At 46.5% G+C, this 22,080-nt stretch carries 21 protein-coding genes; 18 read left to right on the top strand and 3 right to left on the bottom strand.

Features of this window, described 5'->3' with window-relative positions; translation table 11 throughout:
• Window positions 1-24: 24 nt before the first annotated feature.
• The 3 genes from ACR32F_RS25235 to crcB are packed head-to-tail and all read left to right on the top strand — an operon-like array spanning window position 25 to window position 2,126.
• Window positions 25-1,332, top strand: coding sequence for a replication-associated recombination protein A (locus ACR32F_RS25235; protein ID WP_440111921.1), 1,308 nt, complete (start codon window positions 25-27; stop codon window positions 1,330-1,332).
• Between the two features lie 33 nt (window positions 1,333-1,365).
• Window positions 1,366-1,767, top strand: coding sequence for a fluoride efflux transporter FluC (locus ACR32F_RS25230; RefSeq protein ID WP_440111919.1), 402 nt, complete (start codon window positions 1,366-1,368; stop codon window positions 1,765-1,767).
• On the top strand, window positions 1,767-2,126 hold the full coding sequence (crcB, locus tag ACR32F_RS25225; RefSeq protein ID WP_440120011.1) for a fluoride efflux transporter CrcB: 360 nt from the start codon (window positions 1,767-1,769) through the stop codon (window positions 2,124-2,126). The genes ACR32F_RS25230 and crcB overlap by 1 nt, the downstream gene beginning before the upstream one ends.
• A 129-nt stretch (window positions 2,127-2,255) precedes the next feature.
• Here crcB and mnmA read toward each other — a convergent pair whose 3' ends face one another.
• Window positions 2,256-3,380 (bottom strand): tRNA 2-thiouridine(34) synthase MnmA, encoded by a 1,125-nt coding sequence (gene mnmA, locus ACR32F_RS25220; RefSeq protein ID WP_440111917.1) that lies wholly within the window; start codon window positions 3,378-3,380, stop codon window positions 2,256-2,258.
• Window positions 3,381-3,703: 323 nt separating this feature from the next.
• On the opposite strand from mnmA, the gene cymR reads away from it, so the two are divergent.
• Window positions 3,704-4,123, top strand: coding sequence for a cysteine metabolism transcriptional regulator CymR (gene cymR, locus ACR32F_RS25215; RefSeq protein ID WP_440111915.1), 420 nt, complete (start codon window positions 3,704-3,706; stop codon window positions 4,121-4,123).
• A 192-nt stretch (window positions 4,124-4,315) separates the two neighbouring features.
• On the opposite strand, the gene ACR32F_RS25210 is transcribed toward cymR, so the two are convergent.
• Entirely contained in the window at window positions 4,316-4,627 is a 312-nt protein-coding gene (locus tag ACR32F_RS25210; protein ID WP_440111912.1) for a hypothetical protein, read from the bottom strand.
• Window positions 4,628-4,753: 126 nt separating this feature from the next.
• Between ACR32F_RS25210 and ACR32F_RS25205 the strand changes: the two genes are divergently transcribed.
• From ACR32F_RS25205 to ACR32F_RS25140, 14 genes are all read left to right on the top strand, one after another.
• On the top strand, window positions 4,754-5,905 hold the full coding sequence (locus ACR32F_RS25205) for a cysteine desulfurase family protein (RefSeq protein WP_440111909.1): 1,152 nt from the start codon (window positions 4,754-4,756) through the stop codon (window positions 5,903-5,905).
• Between the two features lie 164 nt (window positions 5,906-6,069).
• Window positions 6,070-6,591, top strand: coding sequence for a PRC-barrel domain-containing protein (locus ACR32F_RS25200; RefSeq protein ID WP_017686814.1), 522 nt, complete (start codon window positions 6,070-6,072; stop codon window positions 6,589-6,591).
• Window positions 6,592-6,601: 10 nt separating this feature from the next.
• A complete protein-coding gene (locus ACR32F_RS25195; RefSeq protein WP_440111906.1) occupies window positions 6,602-6,811 on the top strand; it encodes a hypothetical protein in 210 nt (69 codons plus the stop codon).
• Window positions 6,812-7,084: 273 nt separating this feature from the next.
• On the top strand, window positions 7,085-8,152 hold the full coding sequence (locus ACR32F_RS25190) for an AI-2E family transporter (RefSeq protein WP_440111904.1): 1,068 nt from the start codon (window positions 7,085-7,087) through the stop codon (window positions 8,150-8,152).
• 435 nt (window positions 8,153-8,587) lie between these two features.
• The gene (gene alaS / locus ACR32F_RS25185) at window positions 8,588-11,218 is read left to right on the top strand and encodes an alanine--tRNA ligase (protein WP_440111902.1); all 2,631 of its coding nucleotides are present in this window, start codon (window positions 8,588-8,590) and stop codon (window positions 11,216-11,218) included.
• 278 nt (window positions 11,219-11,496) lie between these two features.
• Window positions 11,497-11,757 carry an IreB family regulatory phosphoprotein gene (locus ACR32F_RS25180; protein ID WP_036616950.1) on the top strand — a complete coding sequence of 87 codons (261 nt, stop codon included), beginning with the start codon at window positions 11,497-11,499 and terminating at the stop codon, window positions 11,755-11,757.
• Window positions 11,758-11,883: 126 nt separating this feature from the next.
• On the top strand, window positions 11,884-12,300 hold the full coding sequence (ruvX, locus tag ACR32F_RS25175; RefSeq protein WP_440111899.1) for a Holliday junction resolvase RuvX: 417 nt from the start codon (window positions 11,884-11,886) through the stop codon (window positions 12,298-12,300).
• A gap of 13 nt (window positions 12,301-12,313) precedes the next feature.
• Window positions 12,314-12,622 carry a DUF1292 domain-containing protein gene (locus ACR32F_RS25170; protein ID WP_440111897.1) on the top strand — a complete coding sequence of 103 codons (309 nt, stop codon included), beginning with the start codon at window positions 12,314-12,316 and terminating at the stop codon, window positions 12,620-12,622.
• Window positions 12,623-12,937, top strand: coding sequence for a DUF1292 domain-containing protein (locus tag ACR32F_RS25165; protein WP_440111895.1), 315 nt, complete (start codon window positions 12,623-12,625; stop codon window positions 12,935-12,937). It begins immediately after the preceding gene.
• Window positions 12,938-13,012: 75 nt separating this feature from the next.
• On the top strand, window positions 13,013-14,053 hold the full coding sequence (gene mltG, locus ACR32F_RS25160) for an endolytic transglycosylase MltG (RefSeq protein WP_440111893.1): 1,041 nt from the start codon (window positions 13,013-13,015) through the stop codon (window positions 14,051-14,053).
• A 14-nt stretch (window positions 14,054-14,067) separates the two neighbouring features.
• Window positions 14,068-14,997, top strand: a complete 930-nt coding sequence (locus ACR32F_RS25155) for a peptidase U32 family protein (RefSeq protein ID WP_440111890.1) — start codon at window positions 14,068-14,070, stop codon at window positions 14,995-14,997.
• A 17-nt stretch (window positions 14,998-15,014) separates the two neighbouring features.
• Window positions 15,015-16,343 carry a peptidase U32 family protein gene (locus ACR32F_RS25150; RefSeq protein ID WP_440111888.1) on the top strand — a complete coding sequence of 443 codons (1,329 nt, stop codon included), beginning with the start codon at window positions 15,015-15,017 and terminating at the stop codon, window positions 16,341-16,343.
• Window positions 16,344-16,579: 236 nt separating this feature from the next.
• On the top strand, window positions 16,580-18,838 hold the full coding sequence (locus tag ACR32F_RS25145) for a methyl-accepting chemotaxis protein (protein WP_440111886.1): 2,259 nt from the start codon (window positions 16,580-16,582) through the stop codon (window positions 18,836-18,838).
• 121 nt (window positions 18,839-18,959) lie between these two features.
• Entirely contained in the window at window positions 18,960-20,780 is a 1,821-nt protein-coding gene (locus ACR32F_RS25140) for a peptidoglycan D,D-transpeptidase FtsI family protein (RefSeq protein ID WP_440111884.1), read from the top strand.
• On the opposite strand, the gene ACR32F_RS25135 is transcribed toward ACR32F_RS25140, so the two are convergent.
• Window positions 20,759-21,961, bottom strand: coding sequence for an AI-2E family transporter (locus ACR32F_RS25135; protein ID WP_440111882.1), 1,203 nt, complete (start codon window positions 21,959-21,961; stop codon window positions 20,759-20,761). The two genes, ACR32F_RS25140 and ACR32F_RS25135, sit on opposite strands and share 22 nt — an antisense overlap.
• Window positions 21,962-22,080 lie beyond the last annotated feature (119 nt).

Here is a 22,080-nt window from a genome sequence, read left to right as displayed (position 1 = left end):
AATTCGTTAAGGAAGTGATGAGCAATGGATTTATTTTCGTTTCAACAGGATTCTAAACCACAAGCAAGACTGCTCGCGGACCGCATGCGGCCAGAGCATCTGGATGAATATATTGGACAGGAACACATTATTGGACCGGGGAAATTGCTTCGGCGTGCGATCGAGGCAGACCAGATTTCGTCCATTCTGTTATACGGCCCTCCCGGATGTGGCAAAACAACACTTGCTCATATCATTTCCCAGCAAACCCAAGGACAGTTCGTTCGCCTGAATGCAGTGGAAGCTTCCGTTAAGGATGTACGTGAAGTCATCGAGCAGGCGCAAACGAACAAGCAGTTATATGGCACCAAAACAATCTTGTTTCTCGACGAGGTACACCGGTTTAACAGTTCACGTCAGGATGCGTTGTTACCTGCTGTTGAGAAGGGCACGATTATTTTTATCGGCGCGACAACAGAGAATCCTTTTCATTATGTGAATGGGGCCCTGATGAGTCGTTCCACCCTGTTCCAGCTGGAATCTTTGAACAAAGAGCATTCCCTTATTGCGATGCGCAGAGCATTGAGCGATACTGACAAAGGGCTTGGATTTATGGAGTTGCAGGCAGACGATGAGGCGCTTGAGCACATTGCCACGATGGCCAACGGGGATATTCGGCGTGCACTTAACGCACTTGAACTAGCTGCGTTGACCACGCCACCGGAGAAGGATGGATCTATTCATATTACGCTTGATGTAGCTGAAGAGTCTATACGGCGACCCATTGTGAAGGCGGATGAATCAACACAGTATGATGTGCTGTCTGCATTTCACAAAAGTATTCGGGGTTCCAGTGATGCGGCCCTGTTCTGGTTTCTGTACGCGGTGGAGAAGCTAGGTATGGACCCGATGACCTTTATTCGTCGTCTGATTGCAGCGAGCAGTGAAGACATTGGACTTGCGAACCCGCAAGCCATGACCCAGGCAATTGGGGCGCTTGATGCGTACCGGAATAACGGCTGGCCTGAAGCCAAGCTGAACATTGCACAAGCGATTTTGTTCGCAGTCGAAAGTCCGAAATCCAATGCGGTTTACACCGCCATTTCCAAAGCCATGAACGCCATTGATGAGGTGAAATCGGCAGAAGTTCCGCTTCATCTGAGAGATACGCATTATTCAGGTGCCGTGAAGCTTGGACATGGGGGCTATCAATATCCACATAACTATCCCGGGCATTACGTGAAGCAGGAATATTTGCCAAAACAGCTTTCACGGAGAATATTCTATGAGGCCACGGAGCAAGGCAATGAATCGAAGATCAGGCTGAATCAACAGCGGCGCAGGGAATTGTAAGATCAGATAGATCACTCGGGAGATGCACACAATATGAAAGAGATGATATATATAGGGGCGGGCGGACTTCTCGGCACCTTGACCCGTTATACTATACAGTTAGGGATACCAGCTGCCAATGTAGGCTTTCCTTGGGCAGTGCTGCTGATCAATGCGATTGGTAGCCTTTTTTTGGGTTGGTTCTTTACTGTTGCTGTTCCAGGTAAAATAACATCACAACTTCGACTTGCGATTGGTACGGGGTTTACTGGCGCATTCACGACATTTTCCACGTTTACACTGGATATTGTTCGTTTATCCGAAGGGGGAGAATGGGTCAAGGCCGCTATTTATATGCTCGTAAGTCTGTTGGCAGGCTTGTTGCTCTGTGCGCTGGGAATCAGCTTTGGACAGCGTATGTTGGGAGCACGAAGACAAGAGGGTGATGCCTCATGATGATTCTATGGATTGGTTTGGCAGGTGCGCTGGGCGCGGTACTGCGTTATAGTTTGGGTAAAAGGGTCTCTGGCGTGCTCGGAACGGCTTTTCCGTGGGGAACATGGATCATCAACATTAGTGGTTCTATGCTGCTCGGGTTGTTATATGGATGGCATCAAGCTGCAATGATCTCTGACGGGACCTGGGTCATCTGGGGAACCGGATTCTGCGGTGCGTACACCACATTTTCCACCTTTGGCTATGAAACGTTAGGACTTATGGGTCAGCAACGATACGCCAGAGCGGCACTCTATGGGGTCAGTTCGGTTGTAGTTGGGGTGCTGGTCTCCTTGGTAGGAGTTTTGTTGACTGCATAACGAATTAATTTTATTTTTTTTGCAAAGAAAAGCAGGAAAAAAGCCATCCTTCATGGTATACATGAAAGACGGCTTTTTTAATAGGATTACAAGGTATTCATATGATCCATCGTTTAATAGATCTGCTACTCATTGCATTGCGGGTACAGGTACTTTTTGCACCTGATCTATCGTACCCCCACCCAGGCAGACCTCTCCGTCATAAAACACAACGGCTTGTCCAGGCGTAATGGCTTTTTGCTGCTGGTCAAATTGTACATCCACACTGCCATCTTCCTGCCAGGTCAGTGTAACGCCTTGATCCGGCTGACGATAGCGGAACTTGGCCATACAACGGAAGGGAACATTAGGTATGTGCTCTGCACCAGCGATCCAGTTCACACCCGTTGCGGTTAGACCTGTGGAGTACAGGCTCGCATGGGCATCGCCCTGAACGACAAGTAGCTGATTTTTCTCCAGATCCTTGTCTGCAACGAACCAGGGTTCACCATTGCCGGAACCACCAATGCCAAGACCTTGACGTTGTCCAAGTGTGTAGTACATCAGACCATCATGACGGCCTTTGACCTCACCAGTCGCGATGTCAACCATGTCTCCGCCTTTGGCGGGCAGATAGTTACTCAGGAACTCTTTAAAGTTACGTTCACCGATGAAGCAGACACCTGTACTGTCTTTTTTCTTAGCGGTGTACAAGCCAGCTGCTTCTGCAATTTTGCGTACTTCCGGTTTGGGCAGGTGACCAATCGGGAACATGGCTTTGGACAGCTGGTTTTGATTGAGTGCATTAAGGAAATAGGTTTGGTCCTTATTGCTATCCACACCACGCAGCAGCTTGAACGTACCATCTTCTTCAATCAGACGAGCATAGTGTCCTGTAGCTACATAATCTGCGCCGAGATCCATGGCCTTGTTCAGGAATTCACCGAATTTGATCTCACGATTACACATGACATCCGGATTTGGTGTGCGACCCGACTTATATTCATCAAGGAAATAGGTAAATACTTTATCAAAGTACTCTTTCTCGAAGTTGACAGTGTAGTAAGGAATGCCGATCTGTTCACAAACGCGGCGTACATCCTCTGAATCTTCTTCAGCGGTACAGTGGCCGAACTCGTCGGTGTCATCCCAGTTTTTCATGAAAATGCCGATGACATCGTAACCCTGCTCTTTCAGCAGCAATGCGGTAACAGAAGAATCGACACCCCCGGACATGCCAACGACGACCCGTGTATTTTCAATTGTTTTGGACATCGTTATCACCATTTCTATATATAAATGTGTTTCGTTTCTTATTCTAGCATAACCGGACTCAAGATACGATACACCCGGCCAACTTTGGATAGTGTCCACCACAGACGCACATTTTGGAATATCGTCAATCTTTCTTTTCCATAAAGCATACAGATATGTTAACATTACTTGAGGGTTATGATCGGAATACGGAGGATTAGAAGTTGGAGGCCGGATTCTATGATTCTCCGCTGGGGCGGATCGTGGAACAGACGGTCATGGACCACATGATGAACATAACAAAGTTTCCAATCGTTTTCTGAAAATTGAAAGAGGTGACTCCTTTGAAAATATCGACAAAAGGCCGTTACGGTCTCACAATCATGATGGAGCTGGCTGCCAGAACAGGCGAAGGCCCTACATCACTTAAAAGCATTGCCGAGCGCAACCAGCTCTCGGAGCATTACCTGGAGCAATTGATCGCTCCGCTGCGCAATGCAGGACTGGTCAAGAGCATTAGAGGTGCATACGGCGGTTACATTCTCGCAGGCGATCCTGCAACGATGACTGCAGGCGATGTAATCCGTGTACTGGAAGGGCCAATCTCTCCAGTAGACTTCACGGAGGAAGATGATCCGGCGAAGCGCGACCTGTGGTTGCGTATCCGTGACGGTATTGCAGATGTGCTGGATTCAACAACGTTGAAAGATCTGATTACTTTTCAGGATCAGGACAAAAAAGATAGCTACATGTTCTATATTTAAAAATCATAGTTGCTTCGCATCACAGAAGACACACTAAAGCCCCCAACTTGGGGGCTTTAGACATGCCAATACCATAAATACTTCGTCGTTCTAATTATTTTCTGCAGATAAATTAAATTCTTTATGCCTATGTATTCAAAGTCACAGATTCACAAGGTGGTCAAATGGAACTTAATGGGTTACCTTATGAGCCTAGCGACTTTTTAGCGTTTCTATATCAGCTTCCATACGCAATTGACGGCGATTCAAAATATCAATGCTGTGCTGATGGGTATTCAATTCGGCTGTCACTTTACGTTCAAAAGTGATTTGTGAAGACTCAAAACGTTTGGTGATTTCCAATGTCTCCAGAACAGCCTGTTGGAGTAGTGGTATATTTTTGGTTTGTTTCTCGATGTTATCAAGCCTGTCTTCGATCTTTTCAAGACGTCCATCGATGCTGTCGAAACGCTTGTCCATCTGTTGAAGCTGATTCAGAATTTGACTGAGAACCTCATCACTCATGCCGTACACCCCTTTTTGAATGGATACTAAACATTATACACGAAGATGCGACACAATAGCATTGGTTTAAATTTTCAATTACACATCATGAAAAGATAGAAGTCAAACATATAACGAGGTGAAAAAATGCAAAGAATTTATTTGGACCACGCCGCATCGACACCTATGCATCCGCAAGTCGCAGAAGCGATGATGAAAGTAATGACAGGACAATATGGCAATGCATCAAGTATTCATGCCTTTGGGCGTGAGGCCAAACGGACTGTTAGCGGAGCAAGAGATGTCATTGCGGTGTCTTTGGGCTGTTTCCCGGATGAACTGGTGTTCACCGGAGGAGGTACGGAAAGTGATAATCTGGCGATCTTTGGTGCAGTCACAACGAGACAAGACAAAGGAAGACATGTCATTACAACTGCCATAGAACATCATGCCGTACTTCACACCTGCCAGGAGTTGGAGCGTCAAGGCTATGAAGTGACCTATTTGCCTGTCGACGAATATGGACGGATAAGTCTGGATGAGCTGCGAGAGGCCATTCGACCGGATACGGTGCTGATCACCATGATGTTTGCCAATAATGAAGTGGGCACTATTCAGCCTATACACGAGGTGGGTGAGCTTGCCCGTCAGCATGATATTCTGTTCCATACGGATGCGGTTCAGGCTCTTGGCAGCCAGAACATTTCCTGTAAGGAACTGCCTGTGGATCTGATCAGCTTTTCTGCCCATAAAATCAATGGACCTCAGGGCATGGGTGCACTCTATGTACGGCGTGGTGTTGTACTGGAGGCAAGAGCGCATGGTGGGCTGCAGGAGCGTCAGCGGCGCGCAGGTACGGAAAATATAGCGGGAATTGTCGGATTCGCTGAGGCCCTCAAAATCGCATCAGAACAAGCAGAGACGCATCGTCAGCATGATCTGGAATTAAGGAAGCTTTTGTTAGAACAGCTTGAAATTCATGTGGGGACGGAGCACTTTCATGTGAATGGACACCCTCAACATACGCTGCCAAACATCCTGAATATCAGCTTTCCAGCAGTGTCTACAGAAACGATGTTAATGAATCTGGATATGGAAGGAATCGCTGTTGCAAGCGGTTCGGCCTGTACTTCCGGTTCACTTGAAGTATCTCATGTGCTCAAAGCAATGAAGTTGTCGGAGACATTTTTGCACTCTGCGATTCGATTTAGCTGGGGATTGGGTAATACTATGGAAGAAATCATGATAACCGCCGAAAAAATTGGAACCATTCTTGGGCGACTGCGTAATAGACCCTGAGGGGCTCTTTACACATGGAACAGAAGGAGGGAAGAAGTTCCATTTCATCGGTTGGATAGAAGCGGTTTTGATGATCGGCGTCTGATTGCCACTCATCAACATTGGGCATACCTAGCAATAGCGCCGCGCCTATTTAATGATAAGAAGATGAGGGGGACCCAGCGATGAAGCTTCAGGAAATGATCGGACTTGCCGTTTTTGATGTGGAGGACGGGAAGCAGGTCGGTAAAATCCAGGATTTCATTGTGAATGATGATTGGGAGATTGAAGGCATTGAGCTTGAGAATAAAGGCCTGTTTACCAATCATGTCAAAATCGTGCAGTGGCAAGATATCGTTGCCTACGGCGAGGATGCCGTCATGATCCGTAATCAACAGGCTGTCCGCAAGACGGGAGCCGACGACATAAAATACACGTACCTCCTCGGTCGGTCGAAATTGAAGGAGATGTCCGTGCTCACCGAAGAAGGTTTGCTGCTTGGACGTGTCTCCGATGTTTATTTTGACCAAGAGTTGGGAAATACAATAATAGGGATTGAAATTACGGACGGTTTTGTGTCCGATCTGATCGAGGGCCGTAAATGGCTGCCATGTACAAGCGATATGTCCATCGGGGAAAGTGCCATTATGGTGCCGTCGCTGAGTGAACAACGCTTGGAAAATGCCATTCATTCTGTTAATGGATAGGTGAATGAATATGAAATGTCCAAATTGTAGTTCCAAAGATATCGGGAAAATTGGTTCCCATCAGTTTTATTGCTGGGGATGCTTTATTGAATTAACGGTGAACGGTGAGAAAATGTCTGTATATCAGGTGGAAGAAGACGGTACGCTGAGCTCTCTGGATGATCTGTTTTTCGGAGACGAGATGCCCCAAGACTTCCCTCCTCTTCATGCTTCTTCTTAAAAAGCAGTACAACTTCCTCTATATGCGGTTTTATGACAATTGTTGTCATCGGACGCTGTCGCTGTATGTTGACAGATGTATATAGATGCGGTTACATACTGGTCCAGTGGACATGTATGATTATATGCTTGCCCGGGTCACAAGATGCGCCGCCTTCCATGATGAAGGTGGCGTTTTTTATTTGTTAAATTTCCACTTCTACTCTTTGTTAATAAATATTCCCTTCCCTACATATACTGACTCTCAGAGCCAGTCCAAAGGGGAGAGATGCAAGTGGAGCAATTAACCAAAAACAAGCTGTTCCGTTACGCCATCTGGCTGCTACTTGGATTGATTATCATGTATTTTATCTGGCTGCTGCGGCCGTTACTGCTTCACATATATGGTTTCCTGAAAACCGTGTTGGCCCCTTTTATCGTAGCCCTCATCATATCTTATGTACTCAATCCGATCGTCAGCATGCTGGGAGGGCGCAAGGTACCGCGCACCATTGCTGTGTTGCTCATCTATGCTTTTTTCCTGACCTGTATCGGTGTTATTCTGATGAATGTGATTCCGGTGTTGATTGAACAGCTGGATGAACTCAACGAGCATATGCCGGAGCTGTCGATGCGTGCCCAGAGCTTGATGAACAATATGGATCACAAATTAATGCCGCCTAGTGTGCGCACAGGCATGAATAGCTGGTTTTTTCAGATGGAGGATCGGCTTACTCAAGGCATTACAGTGCTTATGGATAACATTGGGGCAACGATTAATGTGCTGTTTAACGTGTTTATTGTGCCGTTTCTCATTTTCTATATGTTAAAAGACTTTGAGGTGTTTGAACGCACCGTTGTGGCGTACCTTCCGCGTTCACGCCGAAAGGCCATTGTTTCGGTGATGAAAGAGATCGACACGGCTCTGGGAAACTACATTCGCGGACAATTTATTGTTTGTGTAATCGTAGGTATCTTTGCCTATATCGGTTACATCGTCATTGATATGCCTTATGCATTGCTGCTCGCGAGCATTGTCGCTGTATTTAACATCGTGCCTTATCTGGGCCCGTTTCTTGGCGCGGCTCCGGCCGTGGTGATGGCATCGACGGTATCATTCAAAATGGTACTGCTTGTCGTCATCGTCAATACGTTATGCCAGGTGCTGGAGAGCAACGTTATCTCTCCACAAGTGGTGGGACGGACATTGCATCTGCATCCCTTGTCGATTATTTTTGCTTTGCTCGTTGGGGGCGAACTGGCAGGCATTGTGGGTCTCATTCTGGCGGTGCCGGTCTTTGCAGTTCTGAAGGTAATTGTGCAGCACTTTTTCGCCTATTACATTAAACGACGAATTGACTGACCAAGCCTCATGATCTCCCGAGAGGTCGCGTTGACACTCGCTTGGCATACCGATATAATAAGAGGGTATATCTAGTACATGAAATCGATGATGAAATAAAGTACACCGAGGTTCCTTTTCTCAGAGAATAGACTTCTTCGGATCAGCATTAATCTGAACCGATGGCTGGAAGAGTCTTGAAAGTTGAAGCGGTGGAAAGCTAATTTCGGAGTGCAGGACAACCCTGCCGGGAGCGACCGTTATTTCGCATCAACGAGGAGATTGTTTGTTTATCTTGGCAGCAAGGGATGAACAGCAATAACCAGGGTGGTACCGCGATAACATCGTCCCTGATTAATCAGGGGCGTTTTTTGTGTTTATTTTTACAAAAGCAATGTTAACCAACCGGAGCGAATACGCAACGGACTATTATAAATTTAATTGGGGGCATCCAGTATGAAAGCCAGTGAAATCCGGTCCAAATGGATAGAATTTTTTGCAAGTAAAGGTCACAAAATCGAGCCGAGCGCATCGCTCGTACCTCACAATGATCCTTCTCTTCTGTGGATCAATGCGGGTATGGCACCGCTCAAAGCCTATTTTGACGGACGTGAGAAGCCGGAGAACCCGCGTCTTGCGAACTCCCAGAAGTGTATCCGTACGAACGATATCGAAAATGTCGGCAAAACGCGTCGTCACCATACGTTCTTCGAAATGCTCGGCAACTTCTCCATTGGAGACTACTTCAAGGAAGAGACGGTTACTTGGGCATGGGAATTTCTTACAAGTAAAGAATGGATTGGTTTTGATCCGGAACGTCTGTCTGTAACGGTATACCCTGAAGACGAAGAGGCCTTCAAACTGTGGAACGAAAAAGTAGGTTTGCCTGCTGAGCGTATCATTAAATTGGATGAGAACTTCTGGGATATCGGCGAAGGCCCATGTGGACCTTGTACTGAGATCTTCTATGACCGCGGCGAAGCTTACGGAAACGACATGAGTGATCCCGAGATGTACCCGGGTGGCGAAAACGAACGTTATCTGGAAGTATGGAATCTGGTATTCTCCCAGTTCAACCATAACAAGGACGGTAGCTACACACCGCTTCCTAACAAAAATATTGATACAGGTGCTGGTTTGGAGCGTTTTGCTTCCATTCTGCAAAATGTGGATTCCAACTTCGACACAGACCTGTTCCAACCGATGATTCAGAGAACAGCCGCTCTTGCGGGTGTGAAATATAACGACAGCGTCGAGATTGATGTGGCGCTGAAAGTCATTGCCGATCACATTCGTACCGTTGCCTTTGCAGTAGGTGACGGTGTTCTGCCAAGTAATGAAGGACGTGGATATGTTATCCGCCGCCTGCTCCGTCGTGCGGTTCGTTATGGAAAAGTGCTTGGACTTGACCGTCCATTCCTGTATGAACTGACAACTACGGTTGGTGAAGTTATGGGCATGTACTACCCGGAAGTGGTGGACAAACAGGAGTTTATCGCTAAAGTGATTAAAACCGAGGAAGAACGTTTCCACGAAACACTTACGGATGGCTTGGCTATTTTGGCTGACATCAGCGGCGCAGCCAAATCTGAAGGACGCTCCGTTATTAGCGGACCTGAGGCATTCAAGCTGTATGATACGTATGGTTTCCCGTTTGACTTGACCGAAGATTATGCCGCGGAGCATGGTCTAACTGTCGATCGTGAAGGTTTCGATGCTTCTATGCAGAAACAACGTGAGCTTGGACGTGCTGGGCGTCAAGAGAACGAAAGCATGAAGGTTCAAGGCGGACCACTTGCTGATCTGGAGGTTAAAAGTGAGTTTGTTGGATATACTGACCTGTTGACGGAAGCAAAAGTGGTGGCCATCGTTGCCGGTGACTCCCTTGTAGACGCTGTAGGCGAAGGACAGACGTGTCAGGTTGTTCTGGATAAAACTCCGTTCTATGCGGAAAGTGGCGGTCAGGTAAGTGACCAGGGCTTGCTGCGTGGAGGCAGTGTGACGGCCAAAGTACAAGGCTTGTTTAAAGCCCCACTCGGACAACATGTACATCTGGTGACGGTAGAGTCTGGTGAACTGCGTGTAGGTGAAGTGATTAAAGCGGAAGTAGATGCAGCCAAACGTGGCGATATTATCAAAAACCATACGGCAACCCACTTGCTACACAAAGCACTCAAAGATGTGCTCGGCACTCACGTTAACCAGGCGGGATCGCTCGTAGAGCCACAGCGTTTGCGGTTTGACTTTTCTCACTTCGGCAGCATTACGCCGGAAGAATTAACAGAAATCGAACGTCAGGTGAACAAACAGATCTGGAATCGTCTGAATGTGAACATCGAGCTGAAAGCCATTGATGAAGCCAAAGAAATGGGTGCAATGGCACTATTTGGTGAAAAATATGGAGATATTGTACGTGTGGTACAAGTCGGAGACTATAGTTTGGAACTTTGTGGCGGCTGTCACGTAAACAATACTTCAGAGATCGGAATCTTCAAACTGGTGAGCGAGAGCGGAATCGGCTCCGGTGTACGTCGGATCGAAGCTGTAACTGGCCGCGGTGCGTATCTGTATGTGGAAAGCCAGTTGGACCTGCTCAAGCAATCAGCGTCGCTACTTAAAGCGAATGTGGCTGATGTGCCTAAACGGATTGAAGGTCTGAACCAACAGCTGAAAGAAGCAGCCAGAGAGACCGAATCCCTGCAAAGCAAGCTGAGTGCAATGGAAGCAGGCGCATTGACAGATCAAGTGGTACAAGCAGGAAACACACAATTGCTGGCAGCACGTGTAGATGCTCCGAACATGGACGCACTTCGCACTGTGGCAGATGAGTTGAAACTCAAATTGCCTGACGCGGTACTCGTATTGGGTGCTCCAGCCGATGGCAAAGTGAATTTCGTTGTAGCTGTCCCGGCTGAACAGGTGAAACAAGGACTGCACGCAGGTAATATCGTCAAGGAAGTCGCAGCAGTATGTGGCGGTGGCGGTGGCGGACGCCCAGACATGGCGCAAGCTGGAGGCAAGGATGCAACCAAGCTGGATGAAGCGCTGAAACTGGCGGTTTCGCTGGTTAGTGGGCATAATGCATAGATCCAATGAGCGGCTTTTAAACGCCAGGATATAGCTTGAAATGGTTCTGTTCGTCTTATACGTTGGTTGGATCGGGAAGCTTCTTCCTGTCCAACTTTTGTACCCGAGAGTGAGTGGAATCGAATGATGCAACATGCCGAAGCCAGTAAAGTACAAGTAAAAAACACAATTGGCTTATCCTTTGTTTACTTGTGGCAGTCAGAATATGTTATTATATAAGCAGAAATCAATTCGGCAGGACATGGTCCCCATGTTTATGCAGGAGCGAGGTGTCATCAATGGACTCCATGGATAAGACGGTTAAATTTAATGTGAAAGGTGACGAGCAGGAAGCATCCTCCAAAGAGATTCTTCTCACGGTATATGATGCACTGGTGGATAAGGAGTATAATCCTATTAACCAGATTGTTGGGTATCTGATTTCTGGAGACCCCGCATACATTCCTCGTCACAACAATGCACGCAGTCTGGTCCGTAAAAAGGAACGCGATGAGCTGATTGAAGAGCTTGTTCGTTCTTATCTGGCCAATCACCGGTAACGTACATCGCTTCCGCTGTGTTGCAGCCATGCAGACAGCGGGAAAAATGAACCGACAGAAGACAGCCTGAAGCTTGAGAAGGAGATTACAATCGACCTGAGCAGGCTTGAGGATGGGAGAGCATGGATGAAAATATTAGGCTTGGACTATGGGGATCGAAGAATCGGGGTTGCTGCTAGTGACGCCTTCGGTTGGACTGCCCAGGGATTGGAAGTACTTGAACGCCGCCGGGATGAAGGTGAGTTCGCTCGGATTGCCGAGCTTGTGCGTGAGCATGAGATCAGCGAGATTGTTGTCGGACTTCCCAAAAACATGAACGGCACCGTAGGGCCGCGCGGTGAAATATGCATCGCTTTTGCCGAACGCCTGCGGGGCGAACTGAATTTACCTGTTCACCTTTGGGATGAACGGCTGACAACCATAGCAGCAGAACGAACGTTGCTTGAAGCGGATGTCAGCCGGAAAAAACGCAAACAGGTTGTGGACAAATTGGCCGCAAGCTTGATTTTGCAAAATTATTTGGACGCCAATAGTAAAAGGTGAGGGGGAATCAACAATGGCTGAAGATCAACTGGGTATGGAAGAAGAAGCTGAGATTATTTACATTGCGGATGACGAGGGTAATGAAGAGGAATTTGAAGTCATCATGAAGTTTGAAGTGGATGGTTCGGAGGCCAAGTACATGATGGTTGCTCCGGTTGAGCCTGAAGATGGCGAAACGGATGTGTATGCTTTCCGTTACGAAGAAGAGGACGACGATATTAAACTTTTCGTCATCCAAGATGATGCCGAGTGGGATATCGTCGAGGAGACGTTTAATACATTTCTTGCTGAAGAAGATGAAGATGAAGAGGAAACAAACTAAATGACCGAATACAGCCGCGAAGACCTGAAATGGACAGAATCGTTGCGTCTGGCTTTTGGTGCTCATGTCGAACTCGAAGAAGAGAACGGTAAATCGAAACCCTATGATTTGCTGGCTGAATTCGAAGTGAAAGGTCAGCAGTATGCGGTTCTCCGCAGTTCACTGCGTCCTTACGACGAGGTTGAACTTCTACGGGTTTTACCTGGAAGTGAAGGCCAGATCATGCCAGAGTTGGTTACGATAGACGATGATGATGAGTGGGAGAACATTTCTGAACTATATGATGAATGTACACTTCCCATTGATGAAGATTGATCAGCTTCAAATTGAAGAAACCGGAAGGGCGGAGAAGTCCGCTCTTTTTGGTTGTGTAAAGGAGTTGTGTCTTTTTTGAAAGGAAAAGCGATACTAGTCATCCTGCTTGTGATTGTGATTGCTGCCGGAGGAGCAGGTGCATACGCCTGGAGCATGATGCGTCCGGTGGAAGCTTCAACAGAACCAGTAGTGTTTGAAATCAAGAGTGGATCAGGAACTTCCCACATTGCAGATCAACTTCAACAAGAAGGTCTCATTCGAAGCGGGTTAACCTTTAAAGCATATTTAAAGTGGAAAAAACTAGGTTCTAATTTCATGGCGGGTACATATTCTATGAATCCTGGCGTGACATATGATGAGATTGTTAGCAAGCTGAGTAGTGGCGAGGTTATGCCTGAAGCCATGGTCAAGTTTACGATTCCCGAAGGTTATACCGTTCTGCAAATGGCGGGTAAGCTTTCTTATGAGCATGTTGTAGATCGGGATGAATTCATCAAGCTGGCCAATGATCCTTCGGCCTTCGATCTGGATATCATTAAGGATATCCCAGTGGATGAAGAACTTCGCTACGTATTGGAAGGGTATCTATTCCCGGAGACGTATGAGCTGAAAAAAGGAAGTTCCACGCATGATGTCATGCAGCGGATGCTTGAAGAGTTTCAGACCAAGATCAATTCCATTCCTGATTTGGAAGCCAAGCTCCAAGAAAAGAACCTTTCACTGCATGAGTTGCTGACCATTGCATCATTGGTGGAGAAAGAAGTGGTAGTGGATGAGGAACGTGCTCTGGTTGCAGGTGTGATCTACAATCGGATCAATCAGGATATGAAGCTGGAGATCGATGCTACCGTGCAATATCTGCTCGACAAGCCGAAGGAGCGATTGTTTTTCAAGGATCTGAAGGTGCAAAGTCCCTATAATACGTACCTGAATAAAGGCTTGCCACCAGGGCCGATTGCAAGTCCAAGTCTTCCGTCCATTGAGGCGGCCTTGAATCCGAAAGCTTCGGATTATTTGTTCTATGTTACGAAGAAGGATGGTTCGTCTGGACATCTGTTTGCCAAAACGTATAAGGAACATCAGCAAAATATAGCCAAAAGTAAGGCTGCGCAATAAGCGGAGGGGATTATATGAGTAAGAAACATGAACTGCTCGTTACAGCAGCGAATGTGAAAGAGGCAGAAGTGTTGCTCCAGGCTGGAGCAGATGCTTTGTTAATTGGAGATGACCGCTTTGGCATGCGTCTTCCAGGAAGCTTCAGTCTGGAAGAGACAGCGGAGGTAGCTGCCATTGCAGCCAAGCATCAAGCTCGTGTCTATGTTTCCATGACTAATCTGATGTCCAACGAGTTGCTGAAAGAATTGCCTGAGTACGTTCAGGCACTGGGGAAAATCGCTGTTCATGGAGTGGAGTATAATGATCCATCTGTGCTCGCTGCGATTAAGGAGTATGCTCCACATATCCAGTTACACTGGAACGCAGAGATGACCTCGACCAACTATGCAACGGCTAACTACTGGGGAACCAAAGGCGCGAGTCGTGTCGTTTTGGCCCGAGAGTTGAATATGGATGAGCTCACGGAGATGGTTCCTTTTCTGAAGGTAGAGGCTCAGGTTCAGGTGCATGGTATGACGAATATTTATCATTCCAAACGAAGTCTGGTGCAAAGTTATATGGCTCATCAGGGGCGACCAGTGGATGGACATCTGGGCAAAGAACGTGGATTGTTCCTGATCGAAGCTGAACGCCGGGATGAGAAATTCCCGATATATGAAGACATCAACGGAACTCACATTATGAGTTCAGAGGACATATGTATCCTCGAGGACCTTCATCTGTTGATGGAGGCAGGAGTGCATAGTTTCAAGATTGAAGGCATGTTAAAATCACTTGCCTACAATGAAGCTGTTGTGCGTGCCTATCGGACAGCTATAGACCTTTATTTGGCTGATGCGGATGCCTATGCTTTCTCGGAAGAGTGGCTGGATGAGGTCCGGGAATTACAGGACCCTGAACGGGAATTGTCGTTCGGATTTTTCTACAAAGAACAAGTGTATTAATAGACGAGGTGAACAGAATGGAAACAGTGGCGGTACAGCGAAAGTTCTCGGGTAAACGTAACCGTCTGGACAAACCGGAGCTGTTAGCTCCGGCGGGTAATTTGGAAAAACTTAAATTTGCGATCCATTACGGTGCAGATGCCGTGTATATCGGCGGACAAGCATACGGACTCCGTTCCAACGCAGATAACTTCAGCTTTGAAGAAATGCGTGAAGGTGTGGAATTTGCCAAAAAATATGGTGCCAAGGTCTTTGTGGCGACCAATATTTACGCTCATAATGAAGATGTTGAAGGTATTCAAGCCTATTTGCAAAACCTCTATGATGCAGGAATCGCAGCTATTATCGTAGCCGATCCAGCGATTATTGAAGTAGCTCAGCGTGCTGTCCCGGGGTTGGAAGTACATTTGAGCACACAACAGTCAACACTTAACTGGCAAGCTGTGAAGTTTTGGAAAGAAGAAGGTCTTCCCCGTGTCGTACTCGGGCGTGAGACTAGCTTTGAAGAGATTGAGGAAATTAAGGCGAATGTAGATATCGAAATCGAAGCCTTTATTCACGGGGCCATGTGTTCTTCGTATTCTGGACGCTGTGTATTGTCCAATCATTTTACGGATCGGGATTCCAACCGTGGTGGCTGTTGCCAGTCGTGTCGCTGGAAGTATGATCTATTCGAGGATGCCAGAGAAGATACAGTCTGGGTCAGCGAAGAAGATATGCAGATGCAGGCACCTGTGCCATTTAAGCTGGGAGAGAATCAGTTACCCCTGTTCCAAGAGCAGGACAATTCGTTTTCCATGGGATCCAAGGATCTGTGCATGATCGGTCATATTCCCGAGTTGATTGATGTAGGTGTGGATAGTTTCAAAATTGAAGGGCGCATGAAGTCGATTCATTATGTGGCAACCGTGGTTAATGTATACCGCCAAGCCATTGACGCTTACATGGCTGACCCGGAAAACTACGTATTGAAGCCTGAATGGGTGGAAGAAATGAACAAGGCGGCGAATCGTCCGCTGAATACCGGGTTTTTCTATGACACACCAGATCATGAAGATCACATCTATGAACCGGAAGAAAAAGCGGTACCTTTTGACTTTGCCGGATTGGTTATGGATTATGATGCGGATACAGGAATGGCGACCATTCAACAACGCAATCATTTCAAACCAGGACAGGAGATCGAATTTTTCGGTCCGGGAGGCCACTTTTTCAAACAGGTTGTAGGAGAATTACAGGATGAGGAAGGCAATGTATTGGATGCTGCCCGTCACCCGTTGCAACGTATCAAAATGAAGGTGGATCAACCCGTTTCCTATTTTGACATGATGAGAAAAAAGAAATAGGTTCAAATACCTATGTCATTAACAATATAATGTTATCATTTAACAAAAAAGTGTTATAAAATTTACATTTTAGGCCTCCGTCTATCGGCATATGGGGGTCTTTTTTTTATAGAAAAATAGGAAAAAAGTTGTAATAAATTTCTGGGGAATGAAAGGGGAAAGAAGAAAACTGTCGAATACTACATATTTATAGGGGAGAGAAAGAAAAATCTAACAAGTAAATAATTGGTAGGTGAATGGGATTGGTTCAAAAGAAGCAGAAGGACAGTGGGGAACACATGACAAAACCCGAGAAGGTTCAGAAAATGAAGAAAGAAAAACGAGTAAAAAGCACCAAGGGCACGTCGAACAAAAGAACGTTTAAGATGGATCGTAGCAAGTTCAAACTAGGTTGGATCAAAGAGCAATGGAAAAAACGAGATTGGAAAAACGTTGGGGGAACTTCATTAAAACAGTTGAAGAAGACAAATCCGGTTAAATCCGTAGGGGTTAAACTGTTCTTGATCTTTTTTGCGGGAATCATGATTTTTGTAGTAAGTCTGGGTCTATTATCCTATGCTAAAGCCAAGGGTACAATTGAGAAAAATGCATCACGGGCAAATCAGGAGACAATTGATCAAACGAAGCAGAAAATGGATATTATTTTGGAGAGATTCGTGGATACGTCCACACAGATTTTCTTTGATCCGGAAATGCAGTCCTTGCTGCAAAAGATGTCAGATACGAATTTGTCTGCGTATGATACGTTTGTGAATTCAAGTTCGATCAACAAACAACTGTCTAACATTGCATTTACAAATAAATCTATGGAAGCGATTTATCTGGTACCTACAGATGAAACAAAGTCCATTATGGGCACTGGAAGCAATAGTTCATCCATGGGCAGTATCCGTGAGGAAGCCTGGTATAGTGAACTTGTTAAAGCAGGTGGATACCGCTGGATTCCAACAGAGATCAAGGAAAGTGGATCAGCCCCAACGTTTAAAATTGCACGTTCGATGAAGAACCTGCAGGGGACAACCCAGTCTTATGTCCTTATTATTGAATTGAAACTGGAAGTTCTGGAACAGCAACTCAAATCACTTGATCTTGGACCGGGTGCTGTTCTTCAACTGATTGCTCCAGATAATAAAGTGGTTGCTTCAACCATTGCAGATCGCACTGGGAAAGATACGGAACTTGCATTTGTCAAAGAGCTAACCGAAAAAGCGGGTAGTACGAATACAGAGTATGCGGTGGATGGAAAATCTACGGACATGCTTGCGGTATACAGCACGATGGATACGTCCGATTGGAAATTGGTTGGGATGATCCCTACCTCAATACTGGTCCAGGATGCAAAAGGTATTCTGACCTTGACCCTGTGGATGGCGTTGGTCGATGCGGGTATTGCTGTATCGATTGGCATCTGGATGGTACGCATCATTGCTCGTCCACTCGGCAACTTGAAAGACCTGATGCAGGAAGGTGCGAAAGGTAATCTTAAAGTACGTACACCGTTTACATCACAGGATGAAATTGGCCAATTATCGGCTGCATTCAATCTTATGATGGAACAGATTACAAAGTTGGTGGAGCAAACCAACCGTTCTGCACAGGAAGTGCTTGATACCGCTTCTGAGCTGAGCAGTGCATCTAAGAAAACAGCAGTCTCCGCTTCTGAGATCGCAGTAGCCACAGAAGAAATTGCAGGGGGTGCGAGCAGTCTTGCAACAGAAGCTGAGCGTGGCAATGAATTGACCGACAATATCTCCCGCCAGATGGAGAGTGTGATCACCGCCAATGAACAGATGGGTGATTCGGCCCGTCATGTAGAGAAGTCCAGTGAGAAAGGCACACAGCATCTGAATCAGTTAATGACCAAAACACAAAAGACGGAAGAAATGATCGGTGCTCTCGTCAATAAGGTGGATTCATTGAAAGAAAGTACGTCCTCCGTTCTGAAAGTGCTTGATGTCATGCAAAATATTACGAAACAGACCAACATCTTGTCACTAAATGCAACGATTGAAGCAGCTCGTGCGGGTGTTGCCGGTCGCGGATTTATGGTGGTGGCGAATGAGGTTCGTCAGTTGGCTGAACAGTCCAGACAATCCATTGATATGGTCGGTGATATCACCGACAAGATTATGACCGAAATGAATGAGACGGTTGATCAGTTATCTGCAGCGTATCCGTTATTCAAGGAACAGATGGATGCCGTGAAAGATACAAATGTCATATTTGCTTCAGTACAACAACAAATGGGTGCATTTGTTGAGAGCCTGGGCATGGTTACCGGATCAATCGGAGATTTGAATAAATCTCAAGGAACGTTGTCCGAGGCAATGAGCAATGTCAGCGCAGTAGCTGAAGAATCTTCGGCAACCTCCCAGGAAGTTGCTTCCTTGAGCAGTGAGCAGCAAAATATCAGTAACCAACTGGTTAATTTGTCTGCAAAACTGGAGAATGTGTCGACAGAATTGAAAGAGACATTGTCTCGCTTCACGGTCTAAATCAGACTCATCTGACTATTCGAGAAACCTGTCCCCTCTGTGGGACAGGTTTCTTGGCGTTACCGGATAATCCCAATCGGAATGAAGAATACTATGCCAAAACGTTGAAGGGTGAAGAGCGATGCATGTTCAACTGAAACGGCGCATTTATATGGTATGTATTCTTCTGACAAGTATTTTTAGTTTACTTATATTTCGTTTGGGTTGGGTTCAGATGGTTCAGGTGAACCGTACAATGCCAGGATTTCAGCGGACGGTTCGTGAAATGTCCGTGTTGCAGCGTGAACGAGGAGTCATGCTTGATACAGGACGAGGGCAGTTTACGGATCGAAAGGGTCAGCCGTTAACGGGGAAGCTGCAATGGGGTTTAGTGCTTTTTCCACATCAAGATCATTCAGGCGAGTTAGACAATGCTACAGTGACAGACACAGGAACTGGAACTGGAATTAACCGACTGGCGGCCATATTACATACAGATGTGAAATCATTAATTGCGGAATGGAATCAGGGCAATGCACCCCACTTCTGGAAAGCAGGTGGACAGCAACCTGTAACGTTGACTGCTTCTCAAGTTACCCTCCTGCGTGAATTGCAGGAAACGGGAGCAAGTGTATATCCTATGATGACCCGATATGGGCAGACCAATACGGGGATGCAATGGCTGGGTTATCTGGCTGAAAAGCCCAAATCCCTGAATAGACATGTAGGTCATAAGGATGAGGTGAAACAACCTTTTGCCATGAAGTCAGGAGCAGCTGGGCTAGAGAAAACATTAGAACCTTTACTGATGGGGATTGGGCCCACCCTTGTAACACATACGGTATCAGGAACAGGCGAGGTCATCCATCATATGCAGCCACACGTCATTGCGCCTACCAACACACACTATCCATTGCGTGCAGAGACGACGATTGATGCGGATCTGCAGCGGGGTATGGAGCAGATTGTGGAAAAGGCGGGTATGCAAGAGGGAGCGGTCGTTGTGCTGGATGTTGCCAACGCGGATGTGCGCGCCATGGTATCTCGGCCTTTTTATAACCCACAGCATGTGGAACCCAAACAATCTGCTTGGGCGAACCGTGCTGTGCAGGGCGCAGTGCCGGGTTCCATATTTAAAATCGTTACTGCAGCAGCGGCATTGGAATATCATGCTGTTTCCAGAGGGGAGACTTTCCATTGTGGTGGCGAGTGGGGAAAATATGGCCTGTCCTGCTGGAAGGAGCATGGTCATGGGACATTAAATTTGGAGCAAGGATTCGCCGAGTCCTGCAATATTGTATTTGCTGAAACAGCCCGCCGACTCAGTATGGAGCAACTGGAGCGTACGGCAGATGCTTTGGGGCTGGCACGTCCTATTGGCTGGGAGGGAAAGCAGATCGTCGGAATGCCAGTGCTGCATCATTTCGATCATGAGCAGGCAGGACGAGTGAGAATATCGTCAGTTTCTATTCAGGATGAAGGGGCAAAGATTCAGACGGCTATTGGTCAGCGGGATACCTTGGTGACACCACTCCAAGCTGCCAATCTGATCGTTACGTTGCTGCATGAGGGAAAGGTCAGTGCCCCCCGACTCGTTCAGCGTATCCGATATGCTGATGGTGATACGATGCTGGAGATGCCTTTGCATTATTCCCCCTCGGCAGCAGGCCAGATCTCTCCAGCTACTGCTCACCAGCTGTTGTCTTGGATGAGGAAGGTAGTCAGTGATGGAACAGGAAAATCCCTGCAACATGCACGGTGGCAGGTGGCAGGGAAGTCAGGTACAGCGCAGGTACAGCAGCACGGAAAGAAACGTAATCATCAATGGTTTATCGGATATGGACCTATCGACCAACCGAAGTATGCTGTGGCTGTCCTGGTCCAAAATGTTGCTCCCGATAGCCGACATCAAGCAACGGCCATCTTCAGGAAAGTGATGGATTACTTGGCTGAATCCTTATGACTCTCTCTATAACCAGGCTCCTGTACCGGAGCCTGGTTCTTCCTATTGGAGGCAGAGGCAGTACTAACCGGAGTATCCATAACCAATGGGGATGATTCGAATTCATCTTTCGGCAAATGAATCCATTGCTGCAGGTATCCTTGTTGTAGCAACTCTTTGAGCAGAATCAACAGGATCGGAGACAGGACAACACCAGCCAAGCCAAAGACCGAGAGTGAAATCAGCATAAATGAAAGCATCAAGTATGCAGAAGATACCCCGATGGAGTTACCCGATATTTTGGGTTCCAGAAGCTGGCGTGTCAGCATGGTTACAGCCATGACTACAATCAGACCAATCGCAAGACTGCTGTTCCCTACGATGAACAGATAGACAATCCACGGAAGGAATATGACAGGAACGCCGAGTAAAGGCACTAGATCAAACACAGCGCAGATTGCTGCAATGGTGAAAGCATTGGAGGTTCCAAGAATCAACAATCCTGCATAAATCAATACAAATGTAATCAACATCATAATCAGCTGTGCCTTCAAATACGAACGTATGGTTTTGAACACATGATTACGCATGAATTCAAGAGCCAGCTTCAACGTTTTTGGCGTTTTGGCACGGGCAAATTTGCGCCAGGATTCAATCTCAATGCTAAGAAAGAACGCAAGAATAATCGCAATTCCGAAGTTTGTAATAAAAGAAGAAAAGGAACTCAGGAACCCGATTACGATTTGTGCCCCACTGGTCACCCAAGTAGAGAGAAAACCGGTTAGTGTAGCAAAATAATCGTTGACCTTCTCGGTTATTCCCTCAGGTAAAGCATCCGACTTGTCCTGAATGAAATAAACCAGATTGGTGAATTCACGCTGGACCATCTCGATATAAGAGGGGAAATTGTCCTGCAGATTGGAGATTTGGGAGATGATGATCAATCCCAATCCAAAAAAGGCAGCTATAATCGTTCCAAGAAACAATAAAACCGAAATGGCGGCTCCAAGCGTTTTGGGTAGCCCTTTACGATGTAGAAATCTTGCCAGAGGTTCGATCATCCAATACACTATAAATGAAAGAAAAACGGGCGCAGCCAAATGATATAAACGACTGAATCCATACATGATAAAGTACACAGTTAACACGAGCAACGCAATGTCAAAGACGGTGCGTCCGTATTTTTTGTAAAGCGGTAGCATGGGCAAGGCTCCTTTAGACGTCATTAAGGTAAAATTAGGTTGTATTAATTGTACACGATAGCTCTGTGTTTGGGAAAACAGGATTTAAGAAAAGTTTGAATTGTGATAAAATTAAAGGC

The organism is Paenibacillus hebaui (genome assembly GCF_051934385.1).
GTDB lineage: Bacteria > Bacillota > Bacilli > Paenibacillales > Paenibacillaceae > Paenibacillus.
This window is presented reverse-complemented; position numbering and strand designations above follow the sequence as displayed.